The organism is Rubrivivax sp. A210, assembly GCF_904426505.1.
In the GTDB taxonomy this organism is placed as follows: domain Bacteria; phylum Pseudomonadota; class Gammaproteobacteria; order Burkholderiales; family Burkholderiaceae_C; genus Rubrivivax.
Genome location: NZ_CAJGBN010000012.1, coordinates 69498 through 83476 on the forward strand (window position 1 = coordinate 69498; position 13979 = coordinate 83476).

The following is a 13979-nucleotide window of genomic DNA, read 5'->3' on the forward strand; positions in this document are numbered from 1 at the left end:
GGCGCCGCCTACAATCCCCTGATGCCGATATCACCCGTTCCCGAGCTGGTGGCCGAACTCGCCGCCGGCCGCATGGTCATCCTGGTCGACGAAGAAGATCGCGAGAACGAGGGTGACCTCGTGCTGGCCGCCGAGCACGTCACGCCGGCCGCCGTCAACTTCATGGCCCGCCATGCGCGCGGCCTGATCTGCCTGACGCTCACGCGCGAGCGCTGCGAGCGCCTGCAACTGCCGCCCATGGCCACGCGCAACGGCAGTTCGCACGGCACGGCCTTCACGGTGTCCATCGAGGCCGCCACGGGTGTCAGCACCGGCATCTCGGCCGCCGACCGCGCTCGCACCATACAGGCCGCGGTGGCCCGTGACGCCACGCCGGCCGATCTGGTCCAGCCCGGCCACATCTTCCCGCTGCAAGCCCAGGACGGCGGTGTGCTGATGCGCGCCGGCCACACCGAGGCCGGTTGCGACCTCGCCGGCATGGCCGGCCTGATGCCGGCGGCCGTGATCTGCGAGATCATGAAGGACGACGGCACCATGGCCCGGCTGCCCGACTTGGAGATCTTTGCGCGCGAGCACGGCCTCAAGATCGGCACCATCGCCGACCTCATCGGCCACCGCAGCCGCCACGAAACGCTGATCGAGCGCGTTGGCGCCCGCCGCCTGCCCACGCCCATGGGCGAGTTCGACTGCGTCGCCTACCGCGACAAGGGCGGCGGCATCCACATGGCACTGTCGCATGGCCGCTGGACCACCGCCGACGAGGTGCCCGTGCGCGTACACGAGCCTTTCACCGCACTCGACCTGCTGGACACCACCGGCGCCGGCCACTCCTGGCCGCTCACCGCGGCGCTGGCCAGCCTGCATGCCGGGCCCTGCGGCGTGGCCGTGCTGCTCAACTGCGCCCATGACGCGGCGACGCTGCTGCCGCAACTGGCCGCGGCCTGTCCCGCGCCCGCGGCCACGCGGCCCCAGATGGACCTGCGCACCTACGGCGTGGGCGCGCAAATCCTGCGCGAGCTGGGCGTGCGCCGCATGCGCCTGCTGGGCAGCCCGCGGCGCATGCCCAGCATGACCGGCTACGGGCTGGAAATCACCGGTTTCGTCGCAGCTGCGGCCTGAAGGGAAGACGTTCCATGCAAGATGCCGACAAGGGGCAGGCAGGCGAGTTGATCGGCGAGGGTTTGCGCGTCGGCATCGTCTGCGCCCGTTTCAACGAGCCCATCACCAGCCGGCTGGCCCAGGCCTGCCTGGCCGAACTCGACCGCCTCGACGTCGAGTCGGGCGACATCCGCCATATCACGGTGCCCGGCGCGCTCGAGATTCCGCTCGCGCTCGAGGCCATGGCGCGCTCGGGCGATTTCGACGCCCTCATCGCGCTGGGCTGCATCATCCGTGGCGAAACCTACCACTTCGAGCTGGTGGCCAATGAAAGCGGCGCCGGCGTCAGCCGCGTCGGGCTCGACCACCTGATTCCCGTCGCCAACGCCATCCTCACGGTCGAGAACGAGAGCCAGGCCTGGGCGCGCGCCGAGGAAAAGGGCCGCGACGCCGCACGCGTGGCGGTCGAGATGGCCAATCTGCTGGACGAGCTGTCTTGAGCGACGACCCGACGCCCACCCCCGCCGAGCCTGCCAATGCTGTCGCCAAGCCTGCCGCCAAGGCGGCGCGGCCCAGCAAGCCGAAATCGGCACGCCGCCGTTCGCGCGAGCTGGCGCTGCAGGGCCTGTACCAGTGGCTGCTGTCGGGCGAAAGCGCCGCCGCCGTGGGCGCCCACATCAGCGAGCAGGACGGCTTCGACAAGTGCGACCGCGCCCACTTTGACGCCCTTCTGCATGGCTGCATCGAGCAGGCCTCGGCACTGGATGCGGCGCTGGCCCGCCACGTCGACCGCAAGACCTCGCAGCTCTCGCCGGTGGAACACGCCGTGCTGCTGATCGGCGCCTACGAGCTGGCCAACTGCCTCGAGATCCCCTACCGCGTCGCCATCAACGAGGCGGTGGAGCTGGCCAAATCGTTCGGCGGCACCGACGGCCACAAATACGTCAATGGCGTGCTCGACCGCTGTGCCGGCGACCTGCGCCGCGACGAGGCGCGGCCGGCCCGCGCCTGACGAGAGCGGGCGCGCGATGATCCGCACCGCGCGCCGGCTCGAGCACATCGAGCCCTTCTATGTGATGGAGTGCGCCAAGGCGGCCGCCGCCCTGGCCGCCAGCCCCGCCTGCGATCCGGCTCAGGGCGGCGAGCCTATGATCTTCCTCAACATCGGCGAGCCCGATTTCACCGCCGCGCCGGCCGTGGTGGCCGCGGCCCAGCGCTGCCTGGAGGCCGGGGCGACACAGTACACGCCGGCCATCGGGCTGGCCGCGCTGCGCGAGCGCCTGTCGCGGTGGTACGCGCAGCGCTTCGGGCTGGATATTGACCCGGCGCGCATCGTCATCACCGCCGGCGCCTCGGCCGCGCTGCAACTCGTCACCTCGGCGCTGTTCGAGGCCGGCGACGAGGTGCTGATGCCCGATCCCAGCTACCCCTGCAACCGCCATTTCGTCGCCGCCACCGGCGCGCAGGCGCGGCTGCTGCCTGCCGGGCCGGGCCAGCGCTGGCAGCTCAGCGCGGCCGAAGTCGCCGCGCACTGGGGCCCCGCCACCCGCGGCGTGCTGCTGGCCTCGCCCGGCAATCCCACCGGCACCTCCATCGCGCCGGCCGAGATGGCGGCCATCGCCGAGGTCGTGCGCGGGCACGGCGGCGTGACGCTGATCGACGAGATCTACCTCGGCCTGGCCCAGGACGAGGCCTACGGCGGCAGCGCGCTGGCGCTGGGCGACGACATCATCAGCATCAACAGCTTCAGCAAGTACTTCGGCATGACCGGCTGGCGCCTGGGCTGGGTCGTGCTGCCGCGGCAACTGGTGGGCGCGGTCGAGCGCCTGGCGCAAAACCTCTACATCTGCGCCAGCGCACTCGCCCAACATGCAGCCCTGGCCTGCTTCGAGCCGGAGTCTCTGGCCCTCTACGAAGCCCGCCGCGCCGAGTTCAAACGCCGCCGCGACTACATCGTGCCGGCACTCGGCGCCCTGGGCCTGCCGGTGCCGGTGCTGCCCGACGGCGCCTTCTACGCCTGGTTCGACTGCTCGGCCTACAACGCCAGCAGCTGGGATTTTTGTTTCGAGATGATGCAAAAGGCCCATGTGGCGCTGACCCCGGGCCGTGATTTCGGCCCTGCGTTTGCCGATAAGCAGGTGCGGCTGTCGTTTGCCAGCGGCATGGATCAGCTGCAGCAGGCGGTGGCCCGCCTGTCACGCGAGTTGCGCCCGGCGCCGTCGGCCCCGCGCTGACCCTCCCTGCCAACCCTCCGGAGTGCCGCCCGAAGTGCCGCAAGAAGCGCTCCCAAATTGCAACGCCTCACCGCTTGCAATGCCCTTAAGCTGACAGGCTGTGGTTTACAAGCTCTTCCAGCGTCACGGCCGCCCCGACGGGGCGCCGAGCGAATTCGCGGCCACCGTCGCCTCATTGCCCGACGAAGGCATGGGCGCGGCCGAATTCCTGAGCGATTCGCTGCCCGCACCGGCCTCGCTGCCGCCCGCCGTGCCTTCCGATTTCGGCGGCGACAGCGTACCCGCCGGCATGGACAGCGAGCTCGAACAGAGCCCGACGCTCGGCTTCATCGGGCGCTACCGTATCAAGAACGCCCTCGGTCGCGGCGGCCTGGGCCAGGTTCACGAGGCCTGGGATCCGCTGCTGTCTCGCGCGGTGGCCGTCAAGACGCTGCAGTTCGACCTCGACACGCCCTCTCGCGACGAACTGGACGAGTTGATCGAAGCCGAGGCCCGCGCCGCCGCCGGCCTGAACCACCCCCACATCGTCACCATCTACGACGCCGGCCGCTCCGAGCAGGGCATCTATATCGCGATGGAGCGCCTGCACGGCCGCGACCTGCGCCGCGCCCTGGCCAATGGCTGGCGCCCGACGCCGGGTGAGGCGGCCCTGCTCGTGCGCCGGGTCGCCGACGCCCTGGCCTATGCCCACGCACGCGCCGTCGTTCACTGCGACATCAAGCCGGCCAACATCTTCATCAACACCCACGGCAAGCCCAAGTTGCTCGACTTCGGCATTGCACGCGTGGCCCACGGCGCGGCGCGGCCGGCGCTGGACGGCATGGTTGCCGGCTCGCCCCACTACCTGGCACCCGAGCAGCTGCGCGGCGCCGAGGTCGACGCGCGCACCGATGTCCATGCCCTCGGTGTCGTGCTGTACGAGATGCTCACCGGCCGCAAGGCCTTCCACGGCGACACGCTCGAGCAGATCACCATTGCCGTGCTCACCAACCACCCGGCACCCGCCCACGAGGTGAGGCCCGGCGTGCCGCCGACGCTGTCGCGCATCGCCTCCAAGGCGATGGCGCGCGACCCCGAGGCCCGCTTCCAGACCGCGATGGAGATGGCCAACGAGTTGCGGGGCTGGATCCATCGCAATACCGCGCAGCCGGTTGCCGAACCCCTGCCCTCGGCAGCCATGTCGCTGGAAGGCGCGCCCGGCTCGCCGCGACGCCAACAGCGCGCCCGCCAGCGGGCACGCCAGCGTCAGATGCAGATGGCCGCCGTCGCCAGCTGCGTGCTGCTGATCCTGGGCGGGCTGGCCCTGGCCTTCCACGACTCCCTGCCCGAGCCGCCGGCCGCGCCGGCACCCGCACCCGCAGTGGCGGTGGTACCGGCTCCTGCAACGGCGGTGCACGCTGTCGCGGCAGCGCCGGCCGAGGCAGCCGCGGCCCTGACTGCCGAGCCCCCGCCGGCCGCCACGGGCAACGTCGCGACCGAGCCAGCCGCTGCCACCGCCACCAAGCCCCTTCCCCGACCCCGCGCGGCGCCGGCCACCGCGGCGCGCACGCTGGCGGCGGCGGCGCCCGTTCCGACCTCGGCCGCACCAGCCGCCAGGGGCACGCTGAACCTGGCCATCAGCCCCTGGGGCCAGGTGGAGGTTGACGGCCGTGCCGCCGGCATCGCACCGCCGCTGGCCCACCTGAGCCTGCCCGAGGGCACGCACACCATCACCGTGCGCAATGCCGATTTCCCGCCCCACACCGCCACCGTGCAGGTCAGCGCCGACCAACCCTTCACCCTCAGACACCGCTTCGGGCCATGAACCGCCTCACCGCAATCTCCGCCCTGTTCGCGCTGGCCTGCGCCGGCTGCGCCACGCCACCGGCGGCGCCGCCTGCGGGCGGGCTGTCCGACCTGCTCGAGCGCCCGGCCGAGCGCGCCCTGTACGAAGGCATGCGTGCCTACGACGACGGCCAGTACCCGGCGGCCGAGAAGTCGCTGCGCCGCGCCCTGGGCGAAGGCCTGGCGAGCCCGCGCGACCGCGCCAACGCCTACAAGCTGATTGCCTTCATCGCCTGCACCAGCGAGCGCCTCGGCGAATGCGAGGCCGCCTTCATGGCGGCGCGCACCGTCTACCCGGCCTTCGTGCTCAGCCGTTCCGAGGCCGGCCATCCGCTGTGGGGGCCGGTGTATCGCCGCGTTGCACCTTGAACGCGCCGGGATGAGCCAGCCGGCATAATCCCGCGCCGATGTCGACCCCGCCCAACGCAGCCCCGCACGCGTCTCACGCCCCGTTCAGCCTGGCCCTGCGCGTCTACTGGGAAGACACCGACGCCGGCGGCGTGGTCTTCTACGCCAACTACCTGAGGTTCTTCGAGCGCGCCCGCACCGAGTGGCTGCGCCACCTGGGCACAGGCCAGCAGGCGCTGCGCGAAAGCACCGGCGCGCTCTTCGTGGTGAGCGAGACGCGCGTGCGCTACTTGGCGCCGGCGCGGCTGGACGACGAGTTGCAGGTCGATGTGCGGCTGCTGCGCGCCGGCAGCGCCTCGATGACGGTGGCGCAGCAGGCGCGGCGCGGCGATCTGCTGCTGGCCGACGGCGAGATCCGCATCGCTTGCGTCGACGAAGGAACCTTCCGCCCACGCCGTATTCCGAACCAGGTTCTCGCCACCTTGCCGTCGATAGCGCCGGTGGCCCGCCGCCTGCCCGACACGGCACCCCCAACCCCGACCGGCACCCCATGACGCAAGAACTTTCCATCACTGCCCTGGTGCTGCAGGCCAGCCTGGTCGTGCAGCTCGTCATGGCCGGGCTGATGTTCACCTCGCTGATGAGCTGGACGGTGATCTTCGGCAAGGTCTTCGGCCTGCGCCGCGTGCGTGGCAGCAACGACGAGTTCGAGCGCGAGTTCTGGTCCGGCCGCAGCCTCACCGAACTGAGCCAGGCCGCCGGCCAGAAGACCGACAGCGCGCCCATGGAACGCATCTTCGCCAGCGGCATGCGCGAGTTCCTGAAACTGCGCGAGAAGCGCCTGGATGCCGGCGCCCAGCTCGACGGCGCACGCCGCGCCATGCGCGCCAGCTACCAGCGCGAGCTGGACGTGATCGAGAGCAACCTCAGCTTCCTGGCCAGCGTCGGCTCGGTCAGCCCCTACGTCGGCCTGTTCGGCACTGTGTGGGGGATCATGCATGCCTTCGTGGGCCTTTCGAACATGCAGCAGGTGACGCTGGCCACGGTGGCGCCGGGCATCGCCGAGGCGCTGGTGGCCACGGCCATCGGCCTCTTCGCCGCCATTCCGGCGGTGGTGGCCTACAACCGCTTTGCGCGCGACATCGACCGCATCGCCATCCAGCTCGAAACCTTCATCGAGGAGTTCAGCAACATCCTGCAGCGCAACGCCGGCCAGACGGGCGCCACCACCACCATCGCGGGCCAGCAGGGAGGCCGCTGATGCCTGCCGTCGCCCAGCGCGGCCAGCGTGGCCGGCGTTCGATGAACGAGATCAACATGGTCCCCTTCATCGACGTGATGCTGGTGTTGCTGATCATCTTCATGGTCACCGCGCCGCTCATCACCACCGGCGTCGTCGACCTGCCCTCGGTGGGCAAGAGCCGGCAGCGGCCTCAGAAGGTGGTCGAGATCATCGTCGGCAGTGACGAGAAGCTGCGCCTGCGTGTCGACCAGAAGGAGCCCGAAGGCGCGGCGCTCGGCCAGCTCGCGGCGCGCGTGAAGGCGCTGCAGGCGGGCGAGGCCGAGGTGCCGGTGGTCATCAGTGCCGACAAGAGCGTGCGCTACGAGACCGTGGTGCGCGTGATGGACACGCTGCAGCGCGCCGGCGTGCGCCGTGTCGGGCTTTCGGTCAAGCAGGCCGGTGGCTGAACTCGCCCTCGCCCACGACGCGCTGCTGCCGCGCAAGCCGGGCGGCCAGGGCGCGGGCGCAGCGCTGTCGCTTCTGGTGCATGCCGGCCTGGTGGTGGCGCTGACGCTGTCCATCGACTGGCGCAGCAAGACGCCCGAGGTGTTCTCGGCTGAGTTGTGGGCGGCAGTGCCGCAATCGGCACCACCCCCTGCGCCCGAGCCGCCACCACCGCTGGCACCTGTGGCGCCGCCGCGGACCGCGGCGCCGCCCACGCCCGATGCCGACATTGCCCTCGAACGCGAGCGCGAGCGCGAACGCCAGCGCAAGATCGAGGTGCGCAAGGCAGTCGAGGAGGCGCGCCAGAAGGTCGAGGATGCGCGCAAGCTGGCAGAGGCAGAGAAGGCCGAGAAGAAGCTGGCCGCCGAGCAGAAGAAGGCGGCTGAACAGAAGAAGCTGGCCGAGGCGAAAAAGGCCGAGGCCGAGCAAGAGGCGCGCGAGGCCAAGGCCGAGGACGAACGCCTCGCCAAGCTGCGCGAGGACAACCTCAAGCGCATGATGGGCGAGGTGGGCGGCAGCAGCGGAGGCAAGCCTGGCGCCACGGCGGCGCAGAACGCAGGGCCCAGCGCCACCTACGCCGGACAGGTGATAAGGGCCGTGCGGCCCAACATCGTCTTCACCGGCACCGTATCGGGCCGCGCGGCGGCCGAGGTCGAGGTCACGGCGGCACCGGGCGGCACCATCATCTCGCGCCGCCTCGTCAAGAGCAGCGGCTTCAAGGACTGGGACGAGGCCGTGCTGCGCGCCATCGACCGCACGCCGGCGCTGCCGCGCGATACCGACGGCCGCGTGCCGCAATCGCTGGTCATTGCCTTCACGCGCGATTGACGCATGGCGCGGCTGTCGCCGTGCCGCCTAGTAGCGCTCCTGCGAGACGACGTCGATATTGAGCATCACCGGCGGCGCCATGTCCTTGCTGTGCGCGTCGTCGGACATGCGCACCCTCAGCACATAGGGCCCGGGCGAGAGGAAGAGATTGGCCTGGGTGGCGCCGTTTTCGAGATCGACGAGCTGAGTGGCGCGGCCCTTGGCCATGATCTCGAGCTGAAAGTGCCCGTTGGCCGGCCCGCCATTGCCGCGCGGCGCCACGCCCAGGCCATCGGCGGCCAGCCGCACATTGAAGGGGCTGACGACCGCCTCGCCGTCACGCAGATTGGCCACCAGGATGCGTGGCCCCGGCGGCCGCGGGCGTGACAGCTCGTCGTTGTACCAGGCCTCGCAGCCGGCCTCGATGGCAGCACCCCCGGCCTTGCGCGGGCCCGCCACCTGCACCGTGATCTCGGGGCTGTAGACGAAGAAGGGGCGATGCTCGTGGTCGGCGAAGAGCAGGCGCAGCGTGTGGCGGCCGGGCGGCAGGTCGAGCACGGTGCCGGTCTGGCCCTTGCCGAAATGGCGGTGCCGGTCATTGAAGGGAATGGCCTCGCCGACGTTGATCGGCAGCGGCGTGTCGACCAGCAGGTGGTGGTGGCCGGCCTTGGCATGCTTGGTACCGGCCGGCACCACGCCCATGCCACGGATCGCGAAATCGATCTGAAAAGGCGAATAGACCGTCTGGCCATCGCGAAGATTGGAAAAGTCCACGGCGGTGGGCTCGGTCAGCTTGACGCGTGTGCGCTCGCGCGTGTGCTGCAGCCAACAGGCCCGCTCACGTTCGTCCCTGGGCAGCGGCTCGGCCTGCGCCGCAGTCAACAAGCCCATGGCCGCGGCAGCCCAGAACAGACGGGCAGTCGGTCTCATCGTTCCCCCTGAAATCAGCGCTACATTTTGTCACTGACCAGGGGCTGTTCGGCCCATTCAGCCCCAGCGGCGCCAGCAGAGCGTGTCAAGTGACCAGCGGCCGGGGCCCCAGAGCAACAGCGCAATTAGCAGGCTGCCCCAGAACTGGTGCTGCTGCAGCGCCGCCGGCGCGATCTCGGCCAGGCTGAGCACGGCCACGACATTCACCACCGACAGCCCCAGCGCCGCGAAGCGCCCGCCCAGGCCCAGCACCAGCAGCACCGGCAGCAGCAGCTCCCCCGCGGTGCCGGCCCAGGCCGCCAGCTCCGGCGGCAGCAGGGGGACGTGGTACTCGTCGGCGAAGAGCGCGAGCGTGGTTTCCCAGTCGCGGATCTTGGTCAGGCCCGACAGAAAGAAGACCTGGGCGACATAGAGCCGCGCCGCCAGCTGGGCCGGCGGCTGCAGCGCTTCGAGGGCGCGCGTGACGCTGTTTGCCAGCGTGAAGAGGGTGCGCGGGCGCACGGTGCTGATGATCATGTTGGCAAATCCTCGGCGCCGGCCAGCCAGCCTTGCTGCAGCGCGCCTATCAACCAGGGTTCGAAGGAAAAGCCGGCCCCGGCACCGGCCAGCGCCGCGGCCAGCGGCGTGCCAGCCAGCACGGCGCGGGTGAAGGCGAGGTCCAATGCGGCGACGGCGCCCGCGCGCACGCGCCAGCCCTCGCGCCAGACCAGGGCCGCCTCGGCGCGGCCCTCGGCAAAGGCGGCACGCACAGGCACAAAGCGCTCGGCGTCGCTGCTGCGGTGGGCCTGCCAGATCGTCAACACCGGGTGGGCGCTGGCGACCAGCGCGGTGCCGGGGCGCGCCAGCAGGCGCAGGCGGTCGGGGTCGGTGTCGGCCAGGCGCTCCAGCCCCTGCACGCCCGGCTCGCTGTCGGCTGCCGACTGCGCCAGGTGCAGCGCCCATTCCAGCCGCGCCAGGTCGGCCAGGTAGGGCTCGCTGGCGAGCTGGGCATCGCCCTCGACGAAGGCCGGCAGTCCATCGCCCCAGGCAGCGACATCGCCGCGCTCGGGCGGCTGGTCTTGCCAGAAGATGCGCGCCAGCGCCGCGAAGGATTCTTCGCCCAGCAGCTGCTGCACGGTGGGATAGGCGGCGGCCAGCGCACGTTCGGCCAGCGCGCCGGCATTGGCCTGGTAGGCCTGCAGGCCGCGCGTGAAGCGCTCGCCGTCGCGCGTCCAGCCGGCCAGCACGCCGGGCCGGGCGTCGCGCCAGATGGCGCGCAGCATCATCTGCTGGCGCAGCGCCTCGCGCTCGTGGGCCGGCTTCATCATGCCGGCTCCAGCGCCGCCTGCTGCAGCAAGGCCTCGCCGCGGGCCGCCTCGTCCAGCAGCACTTCCAGCGGCGGCAGGTCGGTGTCCCACTCGATCAACGTCGGCCGCGGGCCCATGCGTCGCAGCGTGTGGGCGAAGACCTCCCACACCGGGGCGTGGACACGGCTGCCGTGGTCATCGATGACCAGGCCGCCGGTGTCGTGGTAGCCGGCGAGGTGGATCTCGCCCACCGCATCGGCGTTGATGGCGTCGACCCAGCGGCAGGCTACCTCGACCGCGCCGCGCTCGCCGACGCCGGTGTTGAGCGCGTTGACGACCAGGTTGTTGACATCCAGCAGCAGGCCGCAGCCGCTGCGCCGCACCAGGCGGTTGAAGAACTCGGGCTCAGCGATGGCGTCGTCGGCCCAGTGCAGGTAGGCCGAGAGGTTCTCGACCAGGATGGGACGGCCCAGGCGTTCCTGCACGCGCTGGACGTTGGCCACCATGATGTCCAGCGCGGCCCCGGTGAAGGCCACCGGCAGCAGATCGCTGCCGTGCAGCACCGGCCCGCCGCTCTTGCGCGGGGCGCGGGCAAAGGAGGCATGGTCGCTGACGCGCACCGGATCGATGCGCTCGACCAGCGCCGCCAGGCGCTCAAGGTGCCAGTCGTCGAGGCCGGCGGCCGAGCCCAGCGCCAGGCCGACGCCGTGCAGGCTGAGCGGCCAGCGCTCGCGCGCCGCCTGCAGCACGCCGAGCGCCGCGCCACCTTCGGCGAAGAAGTTCTCGGAATGCACCTCGACAAAGGCCAGCGGCGGCGGCGCGGCCAGCAGCGCCTCGTGGTGAGGCTGGCGCAGGCCAATGCCGCAATAGCGCTTCATCGCTTGCCGCCGCTGGGTGCCACTGGCTGCCGACGAAATCAGGACTTCTTGGCCTTGACCTTGGCCTTGGCTTCCTCGGCCGTGAGGCCCTTCATCTCCTTGCAGCTGCCCTTGGCGACGTACTTCCAGTCGTCGGCGGAGGCATCGACCTTGGTCTGGCCGGCGCAGGAGTGCGAGCCCGAGAGGTTGGCGCAGTCGTTCTGGCCGGCCTTGGCAATGCCGTAGCACTTTTCCTTGCCCTTGTCGTCGGCGGCGGCAACGCGGCCGACGAGGCCCAAGGCAAGCACCGAGGCCAGGGCCGAGGTGAGGACGAGCTTCTGATTCATGTCTGCAACTCCTTGAAGAGGGGTGTGGTGAGGGATCGCTGTGCGCCGCCCGACGGGTGATGCCGGGGCCGACCTGCATGGGTCGCGGCGGCGGGCGGATTCTTACAGGCTGCCGCGCGGCTGTCCCGGCAAGCCTGCACGGCCCGCCGGGGACTGGGGCTCAATCGTCTGCGCGGCCTTGCCCGTGGCCGCTTTGCTGCAGCCGCCACATGCGGGCATAGCGCCCGTCGCGCGCCAGCAGTTCGGCGTGGGCGCCGCGCTCGACCACGCGGCCGGCCTCAAGCACGACGATTTCGTGGGCGTCGACCACGGTGGACAGGCGGTGGGCGATCACCAGGGCCGTCTTGCCCTGCGAGACGCTGCGCAGCTCGGCCTGGATGGCGCGTTCGTTGGCCGAATCCAGCGCCGAGGTGGCCTCGTCGAAGATCAGGATGGGCGGGTTCTTGAGCAGGGTGCGCGCGATGGCCACGCGCTGCTTCTCGCCGCCCGAGAGCTTGAGCCCGCGCTCGCCCACCAGGGTTTCGTAGCCCTTGGGCGTGGCGGCGATGAAATCGTGGATGTGGGCCGCACGGGCGGCGGCCACGACCTCCTCGTGCGTCGCCCCCGGCCGGCCATAGGCGATGTTGTATTCGACCGTGTCGTTGAAGAGCACGGTGTCCTGCGGCACGATGCCGATGGCGCTGCGCAGGCTGGCCTGGGTGACCTCGCGCAGCTCCTGGCCGTCGATGCGGATGGCGCCGGCGCCGATGTCGTAGAAGCGGTAGAGCAGCCGCGCCAGCGTGCTCTTGCCGGCGCCCGAGGGCCCGACCACGGCCACCGTCTTGCCGGCCGGCACGACGAAGCTCACGTCGTGCAGGATGGGCCGCGCCGGGTCGTAGGCGAAGCTCACGTTCTCGAAGCGCAGCTCGCCGCGCGCCACCTGCAGCGGCTGGGCGCCGGGGCTGTCGTCGACCTCGCGGTTGCGGTCCAGCAGCGTGAACATCTTGTCCAGGTCGGTCAGCGACTGCTTGATCTCGCGGTAGATCACGCCCAGGAAGTTGAGCGGAATGTAGAGCTGGATCATGAAGGCGTTGACCATCACCAGGTCGCCCAACGTCATGCGGCCGGCCACCACGCCCTCGGTGGCGCGCCAGAGCATGGCCACCAGGGCGACGGCGATGATGAGCTGCTGGCCGGTGTTCAGCAGGCTCAGCGTGCTCTGGCTCTTGAGGCTGGCGCGGCGCAGCTTCTCCAGGTTCTCGTCGTAGCGGCGGGCCTCGAAGTCCTCGTTGTTGAAGTACTTCACCGTCTCGTAGTTGAGCAGCGAATCGATGGCGCGCGAATGCGCGGTCGAGTCGATCTCGTTCATCTGGCGGCGGAACTGGGTGCGCCACTCGGTCACGCTGATGGTGAAGACGATGTACAGCACCAGCGCGGCGATGGTGATCCAGGCGAACCAGGCGTCGAACTTCACCGCCAGCAGCGTCAGCACCATCGTCACCTCGATGAGGGTGGGGAAGATGCTGTAGAGCGAGTAGGAGATCAGCGAATGCACGGCGCGCGTGCCGCGCTCGATGTCACGCGTCATGCCGCCGGTCTGGCGTTCGAGGTGAAAGCGCAGGCTCAGGGCGTGCAGGTGGCGGAAGACCTGCAGGCTGATGCTGCGCGCCGTGCCTTCGGTGGCCTTGGCGAAGATCAGCTCGCGCAGCTCGGTGAACAGCGTCGTGCTCAGGCGCAGCGCGCCATAGGCCAGCACCAGGCCGGCCGGCACCACCAGCACCGCCATAGCGTCGCCCGGCTTGAAGGCCAGCGCGTCGACCAGGCCCTTGAGCAGCAGCGGCACGCCGACATTGGCCACCTTGGCCGCCACCAGAAAGGCCAGCGCGCTGCCCACGCGCCAGCGGTAGCGCCAGAGATAGGGCAGCAGCCGGGACAGCGTGGCCCAGTCGGAACGCGGTGCGGCGGGGCCCGCCGTCGGCGCGGGCAGGGGCAGCGCGTGGCCGCTTCTTCGCATGGTGTCTTCCTGGTTCGGGGGCGCGCCCTGCCGCTACAGTGGCGGCAGGGGCGTCCCGCCGATTGTGGCCGCGCCCACCCCAGCCCCGCAGATGAGGTCCGCCCCATGGAAGACAAGCCCGTCCCCCAGCCCCCGATGGCACCGCACAAGCTCGCCGACGACAGCGTGCTGGTGCTGCGCGTGATGCCGCTGCCGGCCGACGTCAATGCCAACGGCGACATCTTCGGCGGCTGGATCATGGCCCAGGTCGACCTCGCCGGCGCCGTCCTGCCCTCGCGCCTGGCCAAGGGCCGCATCGCCACCGTCGCGGTCAACGAATTCATCTTCAAGCAGCCGGTGAGCCTGGGTGACCTGCTGAGCTTCTATGCCCGCATCACGCGCGTCGGCCGCACCAGCATCGGCGTCCACGTCGAGGTCTATGCCGAGCGCAACCCGGCCGACCTGCAGGTGGTGAAGGTGACCGAGGCCGACCTGACCTACGTCGCCATCGACAGCCAGGGCCAGCCGCGGCCGCTGGCGCTCTGAGCGG

17 protein-coding genes are annotated in these 13979 nt (G+C 70.7%); 11 read left to right on the forward strand and 6 right to left on the reverse strand.

Features of this window, described 5'->3' with window-relative positions; genetic code table 11:
* Window positions 1–21 precede the first annotated feature (21 nt).
* The 10 genes from ribBA (at window position 22) to tolA (ending at window position 8058) form a co-directional block, all read left to right on the forward strand.
* On the forward strand, window positions 22–1119 hold the full coding sequence (ribBA, locus tag JMV16_RS08970) for a bifunctional 3,4-dihydroxy-2-butanone-4-phosphate synthase/GTP cyclohydrolase II (RefSeq protein WP_201493913.1): 1098 nt from the start codon (window positions 22–24) through the stop codon (window positions 1117–1119).
* Window positions 1120–1133: 14 nt separating this feature from the next.
* On the forward strand, window positions 1134–1598 hold the full coding sequence (gene ribH / locus JMV16_RS08975) for a 6,7-dimethyl-8-ribityllumazine synthase (protein WP_201493914.1): 465 nt from the start codon (window positions 1134–1136) through the stop codon (window positions 1596–1598).
* Window positions 1595–2110: a transcription antitermination factor NusB gene (gene nusB / locus JMV16_RS08980; RefSeq protein WP_201493915.1), complete on the forward strand. Its 516-nt coding sequence runs from the start codon at window positions 1595–1597 to the stop codon at window positions 2108–2110. The genes ribH and nusB overlap by 4 nt, the downstream gene beginning before the upstream one ends.
* A 19-nt stretch (window positions 2111–2129) precedes the next feature.
* The gene (locus tag JMV16_RS08985; protein WP_201494392.1) at window positions 2130–3332 is read left to right on the forward strand and encodes a pyridoxal phosphate-dependent aminotransferase; all 1203 of its coding nucleotides are present in this window, start codon (window positions 2130–2132) and stop codon (window positions 3330–3332) included.
* Window positions 3333–3432: 100 nt separating this feature from the next.
* Window positions 3433–5136 carry a serine/threonine-protein kinase gene (locus tag JMV16_RS08990; RefSeq protein ID WP_201493916.1) on the forward strand — a complete coding sequence of 568 codons (1704 nt, stop codon included), beginning with the start codon at window positions 3433–3435 and terminating at the stop codon, window positions 5134–5136.
* Window positions 5133–5525: a TssQ family T6SS-associated lipoprotein gene (locus tag JMV16_RS08995; RefSeq protein WP_201493917.1), complete on the forward strand. Its 393-nt coding sequence runs from the start codon at window positions 5133–5135 to the stop codon at window positions 5523–5525. The genes JMV16_RS08990 and JMV16_RS08995 overlap by 4 nt, the downstream gene beginning before the upstream one ends.
* Window positions 5526–5563: 38 nt before the next feature.
* A complete protein-coding gene (ybgC, locus tag JMV16_RS09000; RefSeq protein WP_201493918.1) occupies window positions 5564–6058 on the forward strand; it encodes a tol-pal system-associated acyl-CoA thioesterase in 495 nt (164 codons plus the stop codon).
* Window positions 6055–6765 (forward strand): protein TolQ, encoded by a 711-nt coding sequence (tolQ, locus tag JMV16_RS09005; RefSeq protein WP_201493919.1) that lies wholly within the window; start codon window positions 6055–6057, stop codon window positions 6763–6765. Before ybgC ends, tolQ begins: the two co-directional genes overlap by 4 nt.
* A complete protein-coding gene (gene tolR, locus JMV16_RS09010) occupies window positions 6765–7193 on the forward strand; it encodes a protein TolR (protein ID WP_201493920.1) in 429 nt (142 codons plus the stop codon). The genes tolQ and tolR overlap by 1 nt, the downstream gene beginning before the upstream one ends.
* A complete protein-coding gene (gene tolA / locus JMV16_RS09015) occupies window positions 7186–8058 on the forward strand; it encodes a cell envelope integrity protein TolA (RefSeq protein ID WP_201493921.1) in 873 nt (290 codons plus the stop codon). The genes tolR and tolA overlap by 8 nt, the downstream gene beginning before the upstream one ends.
* Before the next feature lie 27 nt (window positions 8059–8085).
* On the opposite strand, the gene JMV16_RS09020 is transcribed toward tolA, so the two are convergent.
* The 6 genes from JMV16_RS09020 to JMV16_RS09045 form a co-directional block, all read right to left on the reverse strand.
* Window positions 8086–8967 (reverse strand): DUF4399 domain-containing protein, encoded by an 882-nt coding sequence (locus JMV16_RS09020; RefSeq protein ID WP_201493922.1) that lies wholly within the window; start codon window positions 8965–8967, stop codon window positions 8086–8088.
* A 57-nt stretch (window positions 8968–9024) separates the two neighbouring features.
* A complete protein-coding gene (locus JMV16_RS09025; RefSeq protein WP_201493923.1) occupies window positions 9025–9483 on the reverse strand; it encodes a DoxX family protein in 459 nt (152 codons plus the stop codon).
* Window positions 9480–10271: a putative DNA-binding domain-containing protein gene (locus JMV16_RS09030; RefSeq protein WP_201493924.1), complete on the reverse strand. Its 792-nt coding sequence runs from the start codon at window positions 10269–10271 to the stop codon at window positions 9480–9482. Before JMV16_RS09030 ends, JMV16_RS09025 begins: the two co-directional genes overlap by 4 nt.
* Entirely contained in the window at window positions 10271–11131 is an 861-nt protein-coding gene (locus JMV16_RS09035) for a DUF692 domain-containing protein (protein ID WP_201493925.1), read from the reverse strand. Before JMV16_RS09035 ends, JMV16_RS09030 begins: the two co-directional genes overlap by 1 nt.
* 38 nt (window positions 11132–11169) lie before the next feature.
* On the reverse strand, window positions 11170–11457 hold the full coding sequence (locus tag JMV16_RS09040) for a DUF2282 domain-containing protein (protein ID WP_201493926.1): 288 nt from the start codon (window positions 11455–11457) through the stop codon (window positions 11170–11172).
* Between the two features lie 160 nt (window positions 11458–11617).
* Complete coding sequence (locus JMV16_RS09045) at window positions 11618–13450, reverse strand: ABCB family ABC transporter ATP-binding protein/permease (RefSeq protein WP_201493927.1); 1833 nt, start codon at window positions 13448–13450, stop codon at window positions 11618–11620.
* A 105-nt stretch (window positions 13451–13555) separates the two neighbouring features.
* Here JMV16_RS09045 and JMV16_RS09050 point away from each other — a divergent pair, with 105 nt between their 5' ends.
* Entirely contained in the window at window positions 13556–13975 is a 420-nt protein-coding gene (locus JMV16_RS09050; RefSeq protein WP_411565019.1) for an acyl-CoA thioesterase, read from the forward strand.
* Window positions 13976–13979 lie beyond the last annotated feature (4 nt).

Bases quoted from the DNA above. Each gene is read 5' to 3' on its own strand.
- ribBA (WP_201493913.1), top strand. From the start codon at position 22: ATGCCGATATCACCCGTTCCCGAGCTGGTGGCCGAACTCGCCGCCGGC.
- ribH (WP_201493914.1), top strand. From the start codon at position 1,134: ATGCAAGATGCCGACAAGGGGCAGGCAGGCGAGTTGATCGGCGAGGGT.
- JMV16_RS08995 (WP_201493917.1), top strand. From the start codon at position 5,133: ATGAACCGCCTCACCGCAATCTCCGCCCTGTTCGCGCTGGCCTGCGCC.
- ybgC (WP_201493918.1), top strand. From the start codon at position 5,564: ATGTCGACCCCGCCCAACGCAGCCCCGCACGCGTCTCACGCCCCGTTC.
- tolQ (WP_201493919.1), top strand. From the start codon at position 6,055: ATGACGCAAGAACTTTCCATCACTGCCCTGGTGCTGCAGGCCAGCCTG.
- tolR (WP_201493920.1), top strand. From the start codon at position 6,765: ATGCCTGCCGTCGCCCAGCGCGGCCAGCGTGGCCGGCGTTCGATGAAC.
- JMV16_RS09020 (WP_201493922.1), bottom strand. From the start codon at position 8,967: ATGAGACCGACTGCCCGTCTGTTCTGGGCTGCCGCGGCCATGGGCTTG.
- JMV16_RS09025 (WP_201493923.1), bottom strand. From the start codon at position 9,483: ATGATCATCAGCACCGTGCGCCCGCGCACCCTCTTCACGCTGGCAAAC.
- JMV16_RS09030 (WP_201493924.1), bottom strand. From the start codon at position 10,271: ATGAAGCCGGCCCACGAGCGCGAGGCGCTGCGCCAGCAGATGATGCTG.
- JMV16_RS09035 (WP_201493925.1), bottom strand. From the start codon at position 11,131: ATGAAGCGCTATTGCGGCATTGGCCTGCGCCAGCCTCACCACGAGGCG.
- JMV16_RS09040 (WP_201493926.1), bottom strand. From the start codon at position 11,457: ATGAATCAGAAGCTCGTCCTCACCTCGGCCCTGGCCTCGGTGCTTGCC.
- JMV16_RS09045 (WP_201493927.1), bottom strand. From the start codon at position 13,450: ATGCGAAGAAGCGGCCACGCGCTGCCCCTGCCCGCGCCGACGGCGGGC.
- JMV16_RS09050 (WP_411565019.1), top strand. From the start codon at position 13,556: ATGGAAGACAAGCCCGTCCCCCAGCCCCCGATGGCACCGCACAAGCTC.